Raw genomic sequence first — 20,052 nt, 5'->3', positions numbered from 1 at the left:
ATTGAAATATGCTTTTTATACCTCAGAATAGAAAAAAACAGCTAGCTATAACTGGCTGTTTTTCTTATATCCTTCATCTTACTGTGTGAATTCTGTTGAAGTTATGTTGATTTTTGATTTACGCTCTGAATTTAAAACGAGATTAAGCAAGATAGCTGAAACAGTACTTACAACAATTCCATTAGAAAGGAAGATTTGTGCCCAGCTTGGTAAACTTACAAAAAGGTTACTTGAGTTAAAACCAACGCCCATCCCAACTGAAACAGCTACGATAAGCAGGTTTTGATTATCTTTGTAATCTACTGTACCAAGCATATTCACACCTTGCATGGCAACCATTCCAAACATGATGAGCATAGCTCCACCGAGTACGGGAACTGGAATAAGTTGAGCAATTGCTGCAAACTTAGGAATCAACCCTAAAACAATCAGAAAGCCAGCAGTGAAATAAATAGGCTTACGTGATTTAATACCTGATAACTGTACTAATCCAACGTTTTGTGAAAAACCTGTATAGGGGAAAGTATTGAAAATCCCACCAAGCAAAACAGCAAGACCTTCTGAGCGATAACCGTTACGCAAACGTTTTTCAGATAATTCCTCACCTGTCAAGTCAGACAAAGCTAAGTAAACACCTGTTGATTCGACCATTGAAACAATGGCGATAATAATCATCATCAAACAGTCAACCAGATAAAAACGTGGCATTGCCATACGGAAAGGAATCGGCAAGTGGGCCCATGGCGCTTGATTGATCGCAGAGAAGTCAACCATATGTAAGCTTGCTGCTAAAATTGTTCCTGCAACTAAACCAATCAAGATAGCAATAGAACGAATGAAGCCCTTTGCAAAGATATTTACCAAGACAATAACCAAGATGGTAAATCCCGCAAGCAAGAGACTATTGGCTGTTGGAGCTGCTTCGTTATTACCCATATTTCCTACTGCAACAGGAATCAAAGTCAAACCAATCGTGGTAATTACTGAACCAGTAACAAGTGGTGGGAAAAATTTACGAATTTTAGAGAAAACTCCTGCAAAAGCGATAACGAAGATACCTGAGGCAATTAAGGCACCAAACATCGCGCCATCACCATGCTTTTGACCAATAATAATCAGTGGGGCAACGGACTGAAAAGCAACGCCCAAGACAACTGGAAGACCAATCCCAAAGTTTTTGGTCATCTTTAATTGCAACAAAGTCGCCAAACCACACATAAAAATATCGGCCGAAATCAAATAAGTCAATTGCATAGCACTATAATTGAGGGCTGAGGCAATCATAATAGGAACAAGTATTGAACCTGAATACATGGCGAGTAAATGCTGCAAACCTAAAACTGCAGCTTGCCCGTTGGCTTGTCTTTTTGTATTAAACATTTCTTCCCTTCTCCTTCTTAATCCCAAGCAGCATCATCTGCTGGCGCAAAGACGACTTGACCTGACTCAAACTTTTCAATACGGGCTAGAGAAGTTACTGTTAAGCCTTTCTCCATCAATAGATCGCGTCCGGTTTGAAAACTCTTTTCAATGACAATACCGATACCAGCAACTTTTGCGCCTGCCTGTTTGATCAGCTCTTCGAGACCAAGCGCAGCTTGCCCATTGGCTAAAAAGTCATCTACAAGTAAAACAGTATCTTCAGAAGAGATAAATTTACGAGAAATTGAAACTGTTGAAGTAATTTGTTTTGTAAATGAAAAAACCTCTGTTGTCAATAATTCTTCATTCATTGTGATATTTTTGGATTTTTTAGCAAAAACCATGGGTACACCAAGTGCTTCTGCTGCATAAAGTGCTGGTGCAATACCGCTTGCTTCAATCGTTACAACTTTAGTGATATTTTTATCTTTGTAAACTTCAGCAAAGCGTGCACCAATCGCTTTCATCAACTCATAATCGACCTGATGTGTAAGGAAGCTGTCCACTTTTAATACTTGGTCTCCCAAAACTTGTCCATCAGTTGCGATACGATTTTCCAATAACTTCATAACTTCTCCTATAACATTTATCACTCAAGACTGGCTTTGGCTCTAATACGCACAAAAACTCTACCCGATAAGGTAGAGTATTTCTAGACGACAAAAAGAAGATATTATTTACGACCTTTAAATATAAACGATGAAAATTTCGATTTAAAGATAGGACTGTACAAATAGAATCCTCTTATTGTCCTGCCTTTACGGTGCAGGGTAGAAACACTTAGCCATATCCTAAGCATAAATAAGATTTTTAATATTGATACAGTATATCGCATTTTATTATTTTTAGCAAGAAAATATCGTAATAAATAAAATTTTTTCAAATATTCATCAGAATTGTTCGGAATTTACTTATTTTTTTGCTTCATTTACCAATTGTGAAACTTCTTTTTTGGTCAGGCGACGGTAGCGACCAGGGACTAAACCATCTAAACTTAATGGTCCATATTGAACACGGCTAAGTTTTTGGACAGGCAAACCAACTGCTGCAAACATTTTCTTAACTTGATGATTTTGTCCTTCATGGATTGTCAAGCTAACAAGCGAGCTGTTTTTCGCTTTGTCCTGTTTCATAATCTCATAACGTGCTGGACTCACTTTTTTCCCATCAATGGTCATACCTAAAGTCAAAGGACGCAAGTTTTCCTTATTGGCTTGCCCTTCAACCTTAGCGATATAAACTTTTTCAACACCATGGCGCGGATGTGTCATCAAGTTGGTAAATTCTCCATCATTAGTCAGCAACAGAAGTCCACTTGTGTCCCAGTCTAAACGACCGACAGGATAAATGCGCTCCTTTCCTGAAGGGAGCAAATCCATAACGGTTTGGCGCCCCTTATCATCGCTTGAGCTTGAGATATAGCCACGTGGCTTGTTAAGCATATAGTAAACCGGTTCTTCGTTATAAACAGCTACACCGTTGACTTCAACGATATCTCCTGATTCTACTTGATAGCCCAGATTGGTCATTGTAACGTTGTTGACAGAAACTTTTCCTGATAGAATAAGTTCTTCTGCCTTACGTCGGCTGGCAACACCTGCATGTGCCAAAAATTTATTGATTCGCATTTAATTCCTCATTTTCGTTAAATAATACTTGTTTTTCGCCAATAAATTGGCTTTCATCTATTTCCGGTAGCTCTGACAAGTCATTGATACCGATATAATCTAAAAAGAACTCTGTTGTTCCATAAAGTCCTGGACGACCAACAACTTCAAGCGTACCTGTCTTTTCGACCAAATCATAAGCACGCAGTGTTGAGAGCGCTCCACTAGAGTTGACGCCACGTAATTGATCGATTTCTAGGCGCGTAATCGGCTGTTTGTAGGCAATAATCGAAAGTACTTCTAAGGCAGAACGTGACAGACTTTGATTTAGTGGCGTCTTCGCATAGTTTTTAAGAATATCTGCAAAGCTATCTTTCGTTGCTAACTTATATTTCCCAGCTGTTTCGATAATAGTTAGTGCAGATTCTTCATCGGCTTGATATTTCTCAATAAGACGCTCAATTTGTTGTTCACAAGCAAACTTACTCATGCCTGAAAGCTCTGATAATTGATTTAACTCCAGTCCTTCTTCACCCGTAACAAAGAGTAACAGCTCCAAAGTAGCTGTCTTATTCAGATTGTTCATCTTTCGTTTGTCCTCTTTCTAATAGAATTTCACCAAAAACTTCTTCCTGCTTAAACGTTACTTGTTGCGTTTTTATGAGCTCTAGTAAAGCCATGAAAGTGGTCAAAAGTTCTTCTTTCGATGTCTTCTTCGAAAACAGAGAACTAAACTTACAAGTCTTTTTCTTTAAAAAGTAACGGGATAACTCCACTATCTTATCGGAAATTGAGAATTTCTCTGCCTCTATTGTTGTATTCTCATCTGTGAAAGACTGTTTTTGTAAAGCTAAAACATTACTGAAAGCCAAAAATAAATCCAGACTGTTATGATCTTGTAAAAGTACTGCATCTTCTCCAATAATTTCCGTTTTGGCTTTGGAATAATACTGACTACGAGCTTCATGCATCTGGGCAATATCTTCAGATAGTGCTTTATATTTTCGATACTCATCGATTTGTGCCAACAAATCTTGTTCCAACTGTTCAGTATCTTCGATGAATTCCTCGGCCACTGTGGGCAAAAGGCGGCGGGACTTTATCAGCATTAACTGACTCGCCATGACCATATATTCACTGGCAATTTCCAACTCTAATGTTTTCATGGCCTTCAAAAAGTTCAAATATTGTTCAATAATCGGAACCAAAGGCACCTCAAAAATATCAACTTTATATTGCCCAACCAAGTGCAAAAGTAAATCTAAAGGACCTTCAAAATCATTGATTTTTATCTTTATTTCTTCACTCATTTATAGTATTTCTCTAAAGTAGTTGTTGTAGATAGCCCTAGAGCTTCTGCTAATTCGTATACGGTTTTACCCAGCCGCACTTGTTGTAAGATATATTGTTCGCGTAATTCTTTTGCTGTTAAATCCGTATATTTTTTTAGTTCTAAATAAAGAAATTGACGTGATTTGGTAAACAATTCATCAGCATTGTTTATTCTTTGGGTATAAAGTGCAAACTTATCACGTATTGGTAAAACACGCTTTAAGCCGGACTTCTCAACAGTAAGAATTCGGAATTTCCAGTTGAAATTTTCCCACCTTAAGTGCTGTATTTCTGAAAAAGTTAATCCAAACTCAAGAATTAAAAATGCTAAAAAATGACCAGGAGAAGTCACCGGTTTGTAAACGGATGACATATTCTTGATTTCTAACTTTTTCTTTACTTCTTTCTTTGGTGCATTTACTTGCTGAATTTTATGGTATTCTTTCAATAAATTTTTATCGTAAAGATAGAGAAGAAACTGATTTGCACTTGATATCTTGCGGCGTTGTGCTGCCACAGCCAATTTTTTCAAAGACTGACGATAAAGCATGAGCGACTCACGAGAAATTGTTCTTTTCTCAAAAAACTCGGCAAAATTTCGTAAATCATAAAGATAATTTGATTTGGTATTTTCTGAGAAATTTTTACTCTCTAAAAAATTAGGAATTTCGTTCGATAATATCATATTTTTTACTAAATTCATGGGCAAAAGCGTTAATGGCTTTAAGAATTTCTTGACGTGCAATAATCCCCACAAACTCGGTTCTTTTTACTACCGGCAAGAAAGGCTCTTTAACCAACTTATGTAAGATTTCTTCCAATGGTGCTGAGGGGGAGACTGTTTCTATCTCAGTGTCCACAATCTCTGATATAGGTGTATTCATCGATTTTTCATAAAAGAAATCTTCACCCATCTCAAATTCGACAATATCTGCCAGCCCTAAAACGCCGACAAACTCTTTATCTTTAGTGAGAACAGGAACTCTCGAATATTTATACTGACTGAGCAATAATTTTGCATGAGAAATATTATGTTCGTCACATAAAATAGCTACGTCATCAGCATCTTTTATAAAAGTTTCGCTTTGTTCTAAGAAATATTTTTCAATAGCTTTATCAATCATTTTCACTCTACCTCTTTTTCTAAAGATCAAAAGTAAATTGTAGACCTGGAATTTCATGGTGCTCTAAATCGTGATAAGAGACCTTATAGCCCTTCTCTAAAATTGTAACGATGGCATACATTTTTATATTGATATTTCCTCTAGGTTGACTTACTGAACCCGGATTTATATACAAGGTATTTCCTATCATCTGTGCGACAGGCTGATGGATATGACCAAAAAGTGCAATGTCCGCTTCTTTTTCTTCTGCAAAGTAAGAATAACGATCAAGACCTAAGCCAACGTAAAACTGGTGGCCATGTGCGATGAGAACTTTCTTTCCCTCAACATCCACCATTTTTATATCAGAATAGCCATCATCATAATCACAATTTCCTGCGACTACGTTAATCCCTTGCCATATATCATCATTACTAGGCAACTCAGAATCACCACAATGGAACAAAGCTGATGCTGTGCCTTCATATTTGTCTTTGATTCTTTTAATTACGTCACGATCAGTGTGTGAATCACTCATTACAATAAACATTGAAGACTCCTTTTAGCTAACACTCATGCCGCTTTTTATTTTTTAATGTGCTCCAGCCATTCTGGGAGTTCTGTCATTAATTTTTGTAAAGCTTGACCTCGATGTGAAGCTGTATTTTTTTCTTCAGCACTAAGCTGAGCAGCAGTTCGGTCTGACGTTCCCACTAAAAAGATAGGATCATAGCCAAAACCATTTTCGCCTTGCGGCGTAAGGCCAATACGTCCTTGCCAGTCTGCTTCAACAACCAAACTGTCATGGCCTGGATAAGTAGCAACTAATGTCGTATGGAAATGCGCCGTCCGACGCTCAGGTGTTATTGCTGTTGAAGCTAACTCATGGAGAAGTTTTGCAATATTTTCCTCATCTGTTGGATCAGGCCCAGCAAAACGATGGCTCCAAACACCAGGCAACCCCCCTAAAACATCCACACATAAGCCAGAATCATCACCGATGACAACTTCACCAGTAATTTCGGCAATTTGTTCTGCTTTGAGACGTGCATTTTCTTCAAAAGTCATGCCAGTTTCAGCAATATCTGGTAACTCAGGATAATCTTTAAGATTTTTAATTTTGTAGCCAAATTCTTCAAATAGACGTTTGAATTCTGCTGTTTTCCCATCGTTACGTGTGGCGATGAGTATCGTTTTTTCAGCAGATAATTCTGTGTGCTGTGCAGTGATTTTTGCCGAACCAAGCCATCTGTCCGCAATAGCTTGAAAATCTTCTGCCTTACCTGTTGTATAAAAACGGTGATGGAGACTTTGACGCTCTTCACCGTTAAGATCAAAATAATTTAGCAAAACGGTAATATCACGTACAGTTTCAGAACCACTGTCAATAAGCTGAACATCGGGTCCCATTTCTTTTTGGATGAGTTTGCGCAAAAGAGGATAATGTGTACATCCTAAAATCAAAGTATCCACTTTGCCAACCATTGTTTTTAGAGCTTCAGCTACTATTTCTTTAGCCTCTTCCGAATCTGCACCGTTCGATTCAACCAATGGTACAAACTCTGGGCAAGCTAAACTCCTCACATCAACGCTTGATGATTTGAGTTGAATAACTTTACGGTATTGATCAGAATTGACTGTTGCTTGTGTCGCAATTACGCCGACTTTCTTGTTGATTGTTTTTTGAATCGCACTTGAAGCTCCTGGTAAAATTACGCCTATAACCGGTATATCAAGAGCAGCTCTTACTTCTTCTATTGCAACTGCTGTTGCTGTGTTGCAGGCAAAAACAATCATCTTTACGTTTTTAGAAAGCAAAAAATTGACCATATCCCAAGTGAAAGCAGTAATCTGCTCATTTGAGCGTGGCCCGTAAGGCGCACGTTGCGTATCACCGATATAGACAATTTCTTCGTTTGGTAATTGACGGAGAATCTCGCGAACAACGGTCAAGCCTCCAACTCCTGAATCTAGTAAGCCAATAGGTCTGTTGTCCATAAATACCTCCAAAATTTACTTTTTATCTTATTTTTTCTTAGTGTCTGCTTGTTTAGCTGCACTACGAATTTGACGAAGTACTTGTTGTACTTGTGCTTCAGATGGTTTGCGTCCCATTGAACCCATCATCATACGTACTGCATCTTCATTCAATGGTGGGTTATCCATCAAGAGCTTTTTAGTTTGTTTTTGTGTAAACCAAGCGCCCCCAGCAAAGCCAGCAATGGCAAAGACAATCATAAGTAAAATTGCAACAAATAAATTCATTAATACTCTCCTACAAGAAAGCTATAAAATCGCTTTCGTAATTTTTACTCCTTATTATATCAAATTTAGACACATTTGTCAGCTGCAGATTTTCTCTTTATTTTTTGAGACTTTTATTTATTATTCAACGGTATAGATCCAACCTTCTGGGGCTTCTTTATCGCCAAATTGGATACCCACAAGTTCATCGTATAAACGTTGAGTTACTGGTCCAACTTCTGTTTCTGAATAGAAAACGTGATGTTTATCCTGATCATCAATGGCACCAATCGGTGAAATGACTGCAGCAGTTCCACAAGCGCCTGCTTCGACAAAATCATCTAGTTGATCAACAAAAACATCACCTTCAATAGCTTTCATTCCTAAACGTTCTTCCGCCAATTGCAATAAAGAATATTTTGTGATAGAAGGTAAAATTGAAGGACTTAAAGGCGTGATGAACTCATTATTCTTGGTAATCCCAAAGAAGTTTGCTGCCCCCACTTCTTCAATCTTAGTGTGTGTTGCAGGATCAAGATAAATCACATCAGAATAGCCAGCTTCATGTGCTTTTTGTCCTGGCTCAATCGAAGCGGCATAATTCCCCCCAACTTTTGCCGCACCTGTACCATGTGGCGCAGCACGGTCATAATCTCGGGATACGAGGAAGTTTGTTGGTGCTAAACCGCCTTTAAAGTAAGAACCTACTGGGACCGCAAAAATTGTAAAGATATACTCATCCGCTGGTTTCACCCCAACAAGGCCGCCAACACCTATTAGTAATGGACGAAGATAAAGCGTAGCTCCAGTTCCGTAAGGAGGGACAAAGTCTTCATTTGCTTTAACGACTTGTTTTACGGCATCGATAAACTTGTCTGTTGGTACTTCTGCCATACGCAAGCGGCGTGCTGTAGCTTGTAAACGCTCAGCGTTACGGTCAGGACGAAAAAGATTTATTTTTCCAGATTTTGTACGGTAGGCTTTGAGTCCTTCAAATCCTTGTTGTCCATAATGAAGCGCTGGCGAGCCTTCCGAAAGGTGCAAAGTCGCATCGCCTGTAAGTTTTCCATCATCCCATTTCCCATCTTTAAAATGTGAAATATAGCGATAAGGCAACTCTCTGTATTCAAAACCTAAATTTTCCCAATCTAATTCAACTGTCATTCTTTTTCGTCCCCCATTTTATTGACATTCTTTTTCCATAAAGCCAAACTTCATGGTATTTGTTATAATTAATTATTATAAGCTATTTTGAATGTGATTTCAACATAAATTCAGAAAATTATAGAAATGGAAATAAAATGAATATTCTTAGAATAAATTTTCAAGAACTCGGCCAACTCTTGTTGGATAAATTAATCTACATCTTTTTAGTCAGTCTTTTGTTTTTTATTTTATACCGGATCAGTGCACGCATCGTAGAAACTCTTTTCAAAAACTACAGCAATCGTTCTTGGGCAGATGCTTCTCGGATAATGACCTTAGCCCGCTTAACAAAAAGTGGTTTAACTTATTTGACAGCCTTTCTCTGGATCTATACCGTTCTCTCTATTCTTGGTATTCCTGTAGGAAGTGTACTTGCAGGTGCTGGCATTCTTGGTGTTGCTCTTGGTTTCGCAGGACGTGACCTCGTCGCAGATATCATCAATGGTTTCTTTATTATTGTCGAACATCAGATTAACGTGGGCAATTGGATTCGTTTTGAAAATCTCGGTATCGAAGGGGAGGTTACTGCTGTAGGTATCCGCTCAATCACTTTGATTTCAGATGATGGTGCCACAGCTTTCATTCCTAACCGTAATATTGAATCCTTGAAAAATTTCTCTTACAAAGATCGGACGATGAACTTAGACATCCCAGTTACAGCCGAAAATTTAGAAGCGATGAAAGACCAAGTTCTCCGTGTGAACGCTGAATATCCTCAAGTCGTTTACAACGGTATTATTACACGAGACGAAAGCATTTTTATACGGAGTTTACTCACGGCGAATCTCAGCGAAATAAATGGCTTACGGATGGAAATTATGAACAAATATTATACAAAATAAGCAGATCATGATGATCTGCTTATTTTTCTACCATTGATTTGATAGGTTCATAAGATTTACGGTGAATCGCTGTAACACCGTAGTTCTTTAGGCCTTCCAAATGCTTGGCCGTACCATAACCTGCATTATGTTCAAAGTCGTAATGTGGATATTTTTTTGCATACTCCGCCATCATTCGATCTCGTGTCACCTTCGCAACAATACTTGCTGCCGCAATGCTAGACGACTTGGCATCACCTTTGATAATACTGACTTGAGGAATATTAATGTCTAACTTCATCGCATCGATTAAAAGGCATTCTGGCTGTATTTCTAATTTTTCTACAGCTTGAAGCATTGCGATTTTAGTCGCCTGATATATGTTTACTTGGTCAATCGTTTCGTTATCAACTAAACCAACACTGACAGCAAGTGCTTTTTCTTGGACTTCTTCAAAAATAGCTTCATGTTTAGATTTTGGAATCTTCTTACTGTCGTTGAGACCTTTAATCTTACAATTTTTTGGTAAAATCACGGCTGCAGTCACAACAGGACCAGCTAAGGGGCCACGTCCAACCTCATCTATACCCGCAATCAAGTCCATCCCTTGCGCATATGCTTGTCGCTCGAAGTTCAGTATCATTTCTAAACGTTCGTCTTCTGCTTGTTCTGCTAAAATCTCTTTTTTACGACGTTTAATCGCTGTTTGAACTCCTGCACGAGTATCTTCCAAAAAAGCGTCCACTTCGAGTAGTGTATTTAAGCCGTTCAGTTGCTCTTTTATTTCTTTAATCGTTGACATAGTCACTCACCTTATCCAAGCAATATTCGCCCATTCTGCCATCACGTACATCCTTAACAAACATTTGATAAAAACGGTCATAATCATCACGGAAGCCAAAACGTTTGGTCAATTCCATGATGAGATCGGGAATTTCTAACTCCAGATCTGCTTCTTTCATGCGCAAACGTTTCATAGTTGCTTCTTGGTAATTTTCAAGGAAATACTGCAAACCAAAAATAGTCACATCATCCATCGGCAAAAGCTGATCCTTAATAGCACCTGTTAAAGCAAGTTTTAGACCAACTTGGTCATCTTCGAATTTTGGCCAAAGTATCCCTGGTGTGTCAAGAATTTCCAACTCTTTATTGGTACGCAACCATTGCTGCCCCTTAGTCACACCAGGCTTATTTCCTGTAACAGCTACTTTTTTTCCTGCAAGACGGTTCATCAGTGTTGACTTACCCGCATTAGGAATACCTACAATCATCGTACGTAAAGAACTATTTTGGATGCCTCGTTCAGCATTACGCGCAAGCTTATCAGCCATCAAAGTTTTCGCTGCAACAGTCAAACGTTTGGCAGTATGTGCTTCTTTCGAATTGATGGCTAGAGCGATTATGCCTTGCTTTTCGAAAAACTCCACCCACGATTTCACAGCGTTTCTGTCAGCTAAATCAGCCTTGTTTAAAGCGATAAGACGTGGTTTATCCCAAATAATTTTATCCAACATTGGGTTACGTGAACTGATTGGTAAACGTGCATCTACCAACTCAATCACAAAATCAACATATTTTAAATTTTCTTGCACTTGACGACGCGCTTTGGACATGTGTCCTGGGAACCACTGGATTGTGCTCATACTCTATAACTCCTTTTGTATCAAGGCTTTGAACGCCCTTCAATTCTTAAAATTTTATTTTTGGGCAGAAATTGGGCAAAATTACCTAATTAGCATATTTTACTCTACTTAACTGCCACTTTGTCAATAAAACGACTAATCGCATTAACTGACTTTTGTTGAGATATACTCATTAAGTGAGTATATCCATTTGTTGTTGCTTCTTGAACGTGACCGACACGATCTTGAACTTCTTTCAATGGAACTGTAGGGTCATTTCTCAATACAGATATATGAATATGTCTAAAACTGTGAGGAATAGCATTTTTTGTCCAATCAAACCCATACTTCTCTTTACACTCCAAGCGCAAATATTTGTTTACTCGTCCTAAAATTTGTCTAAAGCTATGCGAGGTAATCGGTGCACCGTATTCTGTTCTGAAAAGAAATTCAGACTTTCTAAAAGAGCGTGACGGAAAATTTTCCATGTATTCCTCAAAATATTTATTGCGTTCAATTACTCTTTTTAGTGCCTGTATCACGAATTCTGGTAACTGCTCAATGCGCTCGCCTGCTTCTGTCTTAGTCGTATCAAGATAAAAATCATCTACCCTCAAATCGTGGGCTTGTAGTGACTTATCAATAGTAACTAAACGGTTCTCAAAATCAATGTCTGATACTGTTAAAGCAGAAGCTTCTCCAATTCGACACCCAGTACCAATAAGAAACAATGCAAGGTCATAATAATTCTGGTTTCTTCTCTGCTTCAACTCTGATAAGAAAACCCTAACCTCCTGCTCATCCAAAAACTTCTGTTCTAATCGTTGCTTTTTAGCTCGCTTTTCCTCAACGGTAGCATTCAACTTCACAACTTTTGATGGAGAAAACGGAATCGCATTATGCAGAACACCATAGTCAAGAATTTTATTCAATGTGCATTTAATATGTTGCATCGTTGAATGAGTAGACTGATATTTTTCTCTATACTCATTTAGGCAATTTTGAATAAGTAGTGGTGTGATATTTTCCAACAAAATATCATCAGCTATCAATTCAGCAAGTCGTCTAATAACAAGTATTTCACGTTTAATAGTTTGGGGCTTAACAGTAGTCTGCCAAACATTAAACCAACTTGTTTTCAACTCCTTGAAAGTAGTCATTGATGAACCTTTGAAAAATCCTTGCTTTTTTGAGATAATCTCATCAATTTTATCCATCAAATCACGCTCAGCTTGCCGTCTAGCTCTTGCTGTATTTGTATGATATACCACAGATGCACGTTTTTTCTTACCTGTTAATGGGGCAACATATCGCTCTGTTGCTACATAGAACGATTTCCCATCTTTATTTTTTCTTTCTTCAAAATACATATCTTATCCTTTCTGGTAATGATATGAAAAAAGATAAAATAGAAAGATGATTAGCAACTTCTATTTTATCATTTTTTACCTATTTTTCCTTAATTTTTGAATAACCATGTTGTTTCCAATATAAAAAGTTTTCAAATATTTCTATGTTGATAAAAACTAACTTATGCGTTGGGTTGATTACACCAGCTCTGAATTTTTTATTATCTCGCATCTCAGAAAGCCATCGGTTCAACGTATAAACATTCAAATTTTCATAGCGTATTAGAATCCCTTTTTTATTAGTCCACACAGCATTACTATTAATAGACACATAATTTAATTTCATATCCACCTCTTTTAGTCATTAACCAAATTATGATATAATGACCTTACAAAATTATTTTTGGAAGTCCTGATTGCCGTCAGGGCTTTTTTCTTGTCTAAGTTTCCAAACTGTTTCAGGTGGAGAGTCTTGTACTAACTCTCCTTCTTCTAAAATATCAAGTTGGTAAATAAAAACATCAGCTTCAAATTCATTACTCGCCAAGCTCCTATTACCTGCTACAAAAGAAGGTTTAAATCCTTTGAAATAATCATCTGGTAGTAATCTTAGAGAGATTTCTGGTTGTTTCAATCCACGACTTACAAAATATCTTGGCTGATGAAAAGCACTGGGTATTTCGATCAATTCCTTTGTGATATATTTCGTGATATAATTTGCTGATTTCTTTCTATCTTGAATTTTAGAAACCGTTGAAAATCCATTCTTCCAGTTCCCTGCATTATAAATTTGAAGTCCACTTTTCTTGATGAGACGATTACTCCGAGGATATCGTGATTCTATAAGCGGTGGATATAAACCACCCGTCACACCGTGAAAATGTATCCTGCCAGATTTGTGCAATTCAGGAAGAAATAAGAAATCAAACTTTCCATATTTTTCACGTTGATATTTCAACCATGCTTGGAGATTTTTCCTTGAGTACTCGTAGTTCTTTGCATTGACCTTCTCATCATTGAGGGTTAATGTCCAAAACAGGTCAAAATCATTGGCTTGACAGTAGTACTTGATTTTCCTTTTTATTCTATATGCCTGTTCAAGAATTCGTTGTTTTCGCCTCTCATCATCTTCAATTCTCTTGGATATTAACTTAGAAATATTTTGTTCAGCTGGTGCTCTTATCCGATTTTCTCTATTCAGCTTATCTTGCGTGTATGTCAAGTAGTACACGCAAGAATTAACTGAGTCACAGGTCTTGTGGCAAGCCACCGCCCCGTGCCTCAGTTAGTTTTAGTAGCGTTGCTTTAAAAGGGAGTTTTTTATCATCATAATAAGGAGAGTAAAAGATTTTTGGAATTTCCCAATTAAGACCATCAAGCCAAATAATTCCCTCATAATTAGATGAGTCTGCTTGAGGTAAGTCTTTTAAATTCATGGAAAAAAGTTCTTGAGATTGAACTTGGGTAGTACGGCCTAGATTTACAATCATTCCAAGATTACTTCGAACTATTGAATCTCCTAAAAGACTTGCTGGGAATGCTTGACCTGAAATTAGAATTGCTATTGATGCTTGTCTTGATTTAACAATGAGTGAAAGGATTCTATCCGAAATTTGTGGCATTAACCTATCCGCAGGCTTTTTCAATTTATCGGATGCCTGTGTAGCAGATGCAAGAGCAAGGAGTTCATCGCAAGCTATCAAAATAGTTCCTTTATCAGGAAACTTTTCAATATAAGTCACATCGCTTTCATCTGCCAAATCACTATTCATTTCGACATATCGTTGATTCATGATTGCAATAGCATCATCTAGTAATTTCAAACACTCCTCTGCTGTGGTAGCAGTTGGTATTTTTGCTAATTCCCCTGATTGTGAGAGAAAGCTTGCTTTACCGTCTATAAGCATTAACTGATTGCTATTATTATTACTATTTGCTAAAAAGGAAATAATAATAGTTTTTATTAGGCTGGTCTTGCCACTTGCTGTTTTCCCGAAAATCCCTAATTGTGGTTGTTTCTTTATATCCCATGAAAGTTGTCTCGTCAATTTAACATTAACAACAGTTGACTTTTTGAGTTTATTCAAGTCATCAATTATTAATCTCTCGTCATCATCATGAGAGAATATCATTTTTATTGAACCGTTTATTATGCTGTTATCCTCAAGAATCCATACATCGTCTGTTTCTTTTATTAAAAAACCTAACAGTCTACGTGCGATATCCTTTTCCATCTCAAAACTTATGTGCCCGCCAGTTTTTAGGATTATCGTAATTTTCTGTTTTGATGCTGAGTAAATCCATTTAACGGATTTAGTGAAGTTAAATGAATCATCATGTTGCGCTAATATATTAGCTTCTTCTGTAAAATTTCTCAAAAGAAGCTCTAATTTCCATTTTTCAATAGGAGAAAACCGTGAATGTAAGAATTTCCATAATGAAGTTACAACTGTTCCCAAAATGAGAACAATCAGCATAACCATAAGGGGAAGTTTATCAAAAATTATTTTCCCTTTTGAAGTGCTAGGTAGAATGTTTTTGATATTGCACCAAATCACTATCAAGAACGTCAGAGCAATCCAAATTTTAAAAACAAGAAGATAAATTTGATGTTTTTGGTGTGAAACTTGAGCTTGATTCATGTCAATAGTCAGCTTGCTCGAAAAGCCCCATATTGGGGGCAAACGAGTAAACCATTCAACAAACTTTTTAATCTTCACAGTCTTCAAAATCTCCTTTCATTTTTCCAGTTAAGATATCTCGAGCAACAGAAATTAAATCTAAAGCACGTTTTTTATTGTAAGTCTCATCTTGCAAGCAGTATTCAATTTCATTTAAATACGCCCAAATGTTCAATTCTTTTTTATTCATCTTGCTTACCATCACTTTCTTTTTGGCTAATGTTCAAAACTAGTTTTAAACCACGCCACCCCCCGTTATTTTTTCCTTGACCTTGTTCCCATTTCAACATTACTTTTGCATCTTTCAAAGAGATTTCTGAGCCAATCAATTCACCTGCTGAAAGCTCAGTCAAATCTTGTTCGTTACCGACTAATTCAAGAGGATAAGTCTTTAATTCAGATGTATCAGCACCTGATTTTTCTACGATCTTTGCTAAGTTAGTATCAACGAATTTGCATGAAATCTTAGCTACTGATCCTTGAATTGGTTCACCTGATTCTGCATAACGTGGAGATTTGCTTACAGTTTGAATTCTAGCTGAGGTTGGAGCCTCAACATTACTAATAATTAATTCTGCCATTTTGGCTTTTGCTAGTAACATTGGCTTCAGTCAACGTTTTATCTGAATATCTTACTTGAATAATAAATTGATTTAAAAAATTTTCCTCTCCAAATATCTCATTCATTAATGTCTTCAACTGTGCTTGCTCATTATCATCTATAGATATAAAAATGACTCCCTCCTGAGTCAAGAGTTCTTTTGCAATTCTTAATCGTCTTTCCATAAAACTAAGCCATTTAGAATGACGAAAAGTATCGTCATCATCTGCAAAACTATCATTGTATTTAAAATCTTTACTTCCCGTGTTATAAGGCGGATCAATATATATCACATCAATCTTACCCGCATGAGTTTTCTCAAGCAGATGCAAGCTGTGAAGATTGTCCCCCTCCAAAAGAAAGTTAAAATCTTCTGAATTAGAGTTATCATGGATTTTCTTGCTCTCATTTTCTACAAAAACGGGAATTTTAGTCTTCATCTCCTCTTCGACTAACTCAGCATGCTCTTCCCAAACAAGACCATATTTTTTGAAGTTAAGAAGTTTAATAAGTTTTTCAAGTTTTATAATATCGGAATCACGGGCATTAGTTCTTGCTTCTTCAATGAGTGATTTTACGTAGTCGATGGATTCTTGTTTCTCATTTTTATGAGGACGGTCATTAAAGGAAATTTTAGGCATTATAAAACACCTCCAATGATTCTTTTGGAAGTGTTTGGGGGGTATGGCAAAAAGAGGTAGTGTCTACCTGCTGTGCTGTGCTGTGCTGTGCTGTGTCATTGTATGCATCGTCCTATTCTCTATCAAATATTTACTACATTTTATGAAGTAGTATTTTCATTTTGTTGAAATGTCTCGCCTCTTTGTTTTAAAACTAAAACAAAGACATCTATACATGAATAAATCAGTTGGTGTAATTCTAAATATTGTTCCTCACTAAATTCAGTTTTTGAGCCATAAATAGTTAACCCAAAAGCTCCATTCTCTGAATCTTGATAAATTGAATAAAAATGTCTTATCGTTGGATGAACATATTTTGATAGATTTTTGTATGCCTCATTCACATCATAAGCAACTTTGTTTTTGTATGTTTCGCAAAGCTCTTTACCTGTTACTCTCCAACGTTTGCCTTTTTTATCGGGAGATTTTGTTAACTCCCCAGTTTTAAAGTAATTTTCAAAGAAAGAATCATAATCAGAACTAGGAACTTGCAGAAAATATATGAGCGACATCGTTGCATCCAATAAGGAGCGAGTCAAAATTGCGCAAGGAATGAACCTATTTCCAAAATAGCAATTCTCAATATCATCTATTAATGACATTGCAAAATTGACTGTTGGAAATAAAAACAAATCATCTCTAATCATTTCTTTAGTTTCAAAGGCTTTGAGTAGTTCCTGCTTTAAAGCATCTATTATTTTTAATTTTTTATCATTGCCACAAATCTGAATATAAAAGTGTTCTTGCTCCATTCAGCCTCCTAAAAATTAGTATTTTCTGATTAATTAATATCTACTTTATCAACAACTTATTATATCAAAATCTTTGGCATGCAACCATTCAAAATATGTTATTAATAGTTGGGTACTATTCAATATTTTTCTATAAATTAAATTGGGCATATTTTTGGGCAAAGTATGATTTCTATTGCTTAACATTGCTCAATTTACTTGTTTTGATAGCTTTTATAAAACTATTAAAAATATTCCATTTCTGATTTTTCTGCAAAAGAAAAAAGTCCCATTTTACAAGGACTTTGAGCCAATCAAACTACATATTTTATCTAATTTTCAAATCCGAATTTTCTCAAGAAGTTAGCATCCAGTACATTCAACCACTGAATTGCTACACCCATTTTTAACCCCTGCTATGACTGATGTCATAGCCTTTCATTTTTATTTTTTAGTGATGAAAATAAGTATTAAATACATCTAGAGATGTCCGTATCTCTATTTTACTTGAATCTGCTCTGTGTGTTTTTTCTTACATAAAAAAGCCTTGTAGAGCATATCATACTAGGCTATTCTATCATTTTTTAAGATTCTGCGCTAATATGTAGCTGTTTGAGTTTGTGGTCTATTTTATTATTCTGGAGTTCTTTCTCATATAAAAACAGCAAGTCATGCCTTTGGTATCGTTTCTTTTAGCTCGTTTTTATTTTTCTGAAAAGGTGGTTTTTCCCAAGTCAACTCATCATTTAATATTTCTTTTTTCCGAATACGGGAAACTTGCGAATTTCCTTTTACATAAAATCCTAAAGGTTCATCTCGCCATTCATCCATACATGTTATTCCAATCCTTTTTCGGCTAACAATCTCTTTGGGTGTTTTGTCTACTTCTAATGTCAAACGTGAGTCAGGAAAATACTCTCCGTCTATCTCTTTCGTTATCCCAAAGGATTTCGTGAGCTTTCCAGGACCACTGCCATCATGTTCTGGAGCATCTGCTTGAACGGCACGAATTAAAACAGCCTCTGGGATATCTTCGTCCATAGTTACTAGATTTAACATAAAATGACCATGAATTTGATATACATACCAGTGACCAGCGGAGAGATATATGGATTCATTACGAGGTGTACGTTTTCCCATGAAGCTATGGCACGCACTATCCAGTGTACCAAGATAAGCTTCAGTTTCTACAATATTACCAAGTATTTGCGACTCACCGTCTGTTTCCATGACAAGTTTCATACCAAGAAGGCTTTTGGCCGTCTCAATTGTGCTTTTATTTATAATATCTAAAAAATTTTTATCTTTCATAAATTACCTGATCTTTCACAATGATATGTTCCTATGTAAAAGCAAAATAGCCGTTCTGCTTTCTTCCTTAATATCATCAATACTCATTTATTATTACTTAAATGATACTCCATAGATCTAACATTTTCAATAAGTTTAGCCTAGTCATTCAAACATTTATTTTTTCTAATATGCATCCGTTCAGTTTAGTATTTTAATTATTGCTTATACCTTTTTGGTGGACATTAAAAAGACATGCATTCATGCCTTTTTTATATTCTATCCAAAGGATCCGCAATCATATCCTGTTTACTTGATGCGTCTCCATCTACATCATTCAGATATGTTTCCATACGTATGGCATTAATCTGCAGCTTATCTTGACTAAAATCAATATTCTCTTTCTTAATGACCAGCTGTTGGGTAGTGAGCGTGTTGAAAATACCGTAGCGGAACTTAATCGCGTTTTGTTTTGCAAAAATATCCTTCCAAGTAATTTGAGGAATACGCTTTAAGACTTTTTCTGTATTAATATTTTTTAAAGGGTTATCTGTAAAAAGTGTCTTCAATGCCCCTTCACTTAGCATATCGTAAGCCCCAAAACCTTGACCCTTCACGACAGGTTCATAGATTTCCTCAGTTTCAAAACCAATCATTTGAAAATCCACCGTAGCCTGAGCTTCAAAATGCCCATGTTCTGTCTCTTTCGAAGGTTCGGTCTGAATATGAACAGTGACTTCTGCATTAGGCTTCATATGAATGGCATTGGTCATATCATAACCTTGCCATGTTGTATCATCAAGAGCCGCAAATAATTCATTATTTAGCACCTCTACCCGCTTCTTCCATGCTTCGTTAATTTTTGTACTGTTTTTGACGTTTTCTGCTCTTTCTTTAACCAAAGATTCTTCTTTTTGTTGGTAAGCTTTGCTTCCTGGCCAGTAATACGTTTCCCAGATTTCCTTCTCACCAAGTTTGGTACGGATTTTTAAGACCTCGTTATTATTTTCCATACGAAACTTGCGTGTGACTGAGAAATCACCCGCTTTTTCTGTAATCGTGTGCGTAATAGGATTAATCTTCACATTTTTATCTGAGCGAATCACCATTTCCTGTTTGGTAAAAGGACTGGCTTGCACCAAATCTCCTCGTAATGAGCCGGCAGAAACACGGAGTTTATTTTCCCCAAAGCTGACCCATTTCCCCCGAACATCTGTTGTGTCTGGGCCTAAAAAGAGATAAGTAAGGAGAGCTGCGCTGACAAGAACTACTCCCAATAGACCACCAATAAATATTTTTTTCATATTTAAATTGTAACATAAAGTAATATAAACGCAGATTAGAATATAAAAAACCAAGCAAA

Annotated in this window: 23 protein-coding genes, 1 pseudogene and 1 riboswitch; of the genes and pseudogenes, 1 reads left to right on the top strand and 23 read right to left on the bottom strand. The window is 36.6% G+C overall.

What is annotated here, in order from left to right; all coding sequences use genetic code 11:
- Nucleotides 1-78: 78 nt before the first annotated feature.
- The 11 genes from LACDD01_RS02040 to LACDD01_RS01990 form a co-directional block, all read right to left on the bottom strand.
- On the bottom strand, nt 79-1,380 hold the full coding sequence (locus tag LACDD01_RS02040) for a nucleobase:cation symporter-2 family protein (protein WP_061413052.1): 1,302 nt from the start codon (nt 1,378-1,380) through the stop codon (nt 79-81).
- 17 nt (nt 1,381-1,397) lie between these two features.
- Complete coding sequence (locus LACDD01_RS02035) at nt 1,398-1,991, bottom strand: xanthine phosphoribosyltransferase (RefSeq protein ID WP_019294022.1); 594 nt, start codon at nt 1,989-1,991, stop codon at nt 1,398-1,400.
- Nucleotides 1,992-2,149: 158 nt separating this feature from the next.
- Nucleotides 2,150-2,247, bottom strand: a riboswitch (purine riboswitch).
- 86 nt (nt 2,248-2,333) lie between these two features.
- Nucleotides 2,334-3,050, bottom strand: coding sequence for a pseudouridine synthase (locus LACDD01_RS02030; protein ID WP_017369897.1), 717 nt, complete (start codon nt 3,048-3,050; stop codon nt 2,334-2,336).
- Nucleotides 3,037-3,606, bottom strand: coding sequence for an SMC-Scp complex subunit ScpB (gene scpB / locus LACDD01_RS02025; protein ID WP_086582690.1), 570 nt, complete (start codon nt 3,604-3,606; stop codon nt 3,037-3,039). Before scpB ends, LACDD01_RS02030 begins: the two co-directional genes overlap by 14 nt.
- A complete protein-coding gene (locus LACDD01_RS02020; RefSeq protein ID WP_019294024.1) occupies nt 3,599-4,339 on the bottom strand; it encodes a segregation/condensation protein A in 741 nt (246 codons plus the stop codon). The genes scpB and LACDD01_RS02020 overlap by 8 nt, the downstream gene beginning before the upstream one ends.
- Nucleotides 4,336-5,046 carry a site-specific tyrosine recombinase XerD gene (gene xerD, locus LACDD01_RS02015; protein WP_231863339.1) on the bottom strand — a complete coding sequence of 237 codons (711 nt, stop codon included), beginning with the start codon at nt 5,044-5,046 and terminating at the stop codon, nt 4,336-4,338. Before xerD ends, LACDD01_RS02020 begins: the two co-directional genes overlap by 4 nt.
- Complete coding sequence (gene cbpB, locus LACDD01_RS02010) at nt 5,021-5,485, bottom strand: cyclic-di-AMP-binding protein CbpB (RefSeq protein ID WP_019294026.1); 465 nt, start codon at nt 5,483-5,485, stop codon at nt 5,021-5,023. The genes xerD and cbpB overlap by 26 nt, the downstream gene beginning before the upstream one ends.
- A gap of 19 nt (nt 5,486-5,504) precedes the next feature.
- A complete protein-coding gene (locus LACDD01_RS02005) occupies nt 5,505-6,014 on the bottom strand; it encodes a metallophosphoesterase (protein WP_061413050.1) in 510 nt (169 codons plus the stop codon).
- A 35-nt stretch (nt 6,015-6,049) separates the two neighbouring features.
- Nucleotides 6,050-7,462 carry a glutamate racemase gene (gene racE / locus LACDD01_RS02000; RefSeq protein WP_061413049.1) on the bottom strand — a complete coding sequence of 471 codons (1,413 nt, stop codon included), beginning with the start codon at nt 7,460-7,462 and terminating at the stop codon, nt 6,050-6,052.
- A 27-nt stretch (nt 7,463-7,489) separates the two neighbouring features.
- Nucleotides 7,490-7,729 (bottom strand): YneF family protein, encoded by a 240-nt coding sequence (locus LACDD01_RS01995; RefSeq protein WP_004257058.1) that lies wholly within the window; start codon nt 7,727-7,729, stop codon nt 7,490-7,492.
- 120 nt (nt 7,730-7,849) lie between these two features.
- On the bottom strand, nt 7,850-8,872 hold the full coding sequence (locus tag LACDD01_RS01990; RefSeq protein ID WP_061413048.1) for a branched-chain amino acid aminotransferase: 1,023 nt from the start codon (nt 8,870-8,872) through the stop codon (nt 7,850-7,852).
- A gap of 137 nt (nt 8,873-9,009) precedes the next feature.
- Here LACDD01_RS01990 and LACDD01_RS01985 point away from each other — a divergent pair, with 137 nt between their 5' ends.
- Nucleotides 9,010-9,756 (top strand): mechanosensitive ion channel family protein, encoded by a 747-nt coding sequence (locus LACDD01_RS01985; protein ID WP_061413047.1) that lies wholly within the window; start codon nt 9,010-9,012, stop codon nt 9,754-9,756.
- A gap of 19 nt (nt 9,757-9,775) precedes the next feature.
- Here the strand turns inward: LACDD01_RS01985 and LACDD01_RS01980 are convergent, their stop codons facing one another.
- The 12 genes and pseudogenes from LACDD01_RS01980 to LACDD01_RS12190 all read right to left on the bottom strand — a co-directional run bounded on the left by LACDD01_RS01980 (nt 9,776) and on the right by LACDD01_RS12190 (nt 19,993).
- On the bottom strand, nt 9,776-10,537 hold the full coding sequence (locus LACDD01_RS01980) for a ribonuclease HII (protein ID WP_061413046.1): 762 nt from the start codon (nt 10,535-10,537) through the stop codon (nt 9,776-9,778).
- On the bottom strand, nt 10,524-11,378 hold the full coding sequence (gene ylqF / locus LACDD01_RS01975) for a ribosome biogenesis GTPase YlqF (protein WP_061413045.1): 855 nt from the start codon (nt 11,376-11,378) through the stop codon (nt 10,524-10,526). Before ylqF ends, LACDD01_RS01980 begins: the two co-directional genes overlap by 14 nt.
- A gap of 104 nt (nt 11,379-11,482) precedes the next feature.
- Nucleotides 11,483-12,727: a tyrosine-type recombinase/integrase gene (locus tag LACDD01_RS01970; protein ID WP_061413044.1), complete on the bottom strand. Its 1,245-nt coding sequence runs from the start codon at nt 12,725-12,727 to the stop codon at nt 11,483-11,485.
- A gap of 79 nt (nt 12,728-12,806) precedes the next feature.
- Entirely contained in the window at nt 12,807-13,052 is a 246-nt protein-coding gene (locus tag LACDD01_RS01965) for a hypothetical protein (protein WP_061413043.1), read from the bottom strand.
- A gap of 51 nt (nt 13,053-13,103) precedes the next feature.
- Nucleotides 13,104-13,937, bottom strand: a complete 834-nt coding sequence (locus tag LACDD01_RS01960; protein WP_082779282.1) for a rolling circle replication-associated protein — start codon at nt 13,935-13,937, stop codon at nt 13,104-13,106.
- A 16-nt stretch (nt 13,938-13,953) separates the two neighbouring features.
- Nucleotides 13,954-15,426, bottom strand: a complete 1,473-nt coding sequence (locus LACDD01_RS01955; protein ID WP_231863338.1) for an FtsK/SpoIIIE domain-containing protein — start codon at nt 15,424-15,426, stop codon at nt 13,954-13,956.
- Nucleotides 15,416-15,577: a hypothetical protein gene (locus tag LACDD01_RS11985; protein ID WP_197458023.1), complete on the bottom strand. Its 162-nt coding sequence runs from the start codon at nt 15,575-15,577 to the stop codon at nt 15,416-15,418. The genes LACDD01_RS01955 and LACDD01_RS11985 overlap by 11 nt, the downstream gene beginning before the upstream one ends.
- Nucleotides 15,570-15,968: a hypothetical protein gene (locus tag LACDD01_RS01950; protein ID WP_231863337.1), complete on the bottom strand. Its 399-nt coding sequence runs from the start codon at nt 15,966-15,968 to the stop codon at nt 15,570-15,572. Before LACDD01_RS01950 ends, LACDD01_RS11985 begins: the two co-directional genes overlap by 8 nt.
- Before the next feature lie 58 nt (nt 15,969-16,026).
- A pseudogene (locus LACDD01_RS01945) lies at nt 16,027-16,629 on the bottom strand (DNA methyltransferase); the annotation flags it as partial.
- Nucleotides 16,630-16,769: 140 nt separating this feature from the next.
- The gene (locus tag LACDD01_RS01940; RefSeq protein ID WP_061413040.1) at nt 16,770-17,420 is read right to left on the bottom strand and encodes a hypothetical protein; all 651 of its coding nucleotides are present in this window, start codon (nt 17,418-17,420) and stop codon (nt 16,770-16,772) included.
- Between the two features lie 648 nt (nt 17,421-18,068).
- Nucleotides 18,069-18,710, bottom strand: a complete 642-nt coding sequence (locus LACDD01_RS01935) for a DNA-3-methyladenine glycosylase (RefSeq protein ID WP_061413039.1) — start codon at nt 18,708-18,710, stop codon at nt 18,069-18,071.
- A gap of 251 nt (nt 18,711-18,961) precedes the next feature.
- The gene (locus LACDD01_RS12190; RefSeq protein ID WP_231863336.1) at nt 18,962-19,993 is read right to left on the bottom strand and encodes a hypothetical protein; all 1,032 of its coding nucleotides are present in this window, start codon (nt 19,991-19,993) and stop codon (nt 18,962-18,964) included.
- Nucleotides 19,994-20,052: the final 59 nt, after the last annotated feature.

Origin of the sequence: Lactococcus sp. DD01, assembly GCF_001578715.1 — a bacterium.
GTDB classification, from domain to species: Bacteria; Bacillota; Bacilli; order Lactobacillales; family Streptococcaceae; genus Lactococcus; species Lactococcus petauri.
Note: the sequence above shows the minus strand (reverse complement) of the source record. Positions and strands in the feature narration are given on the sequence as shown.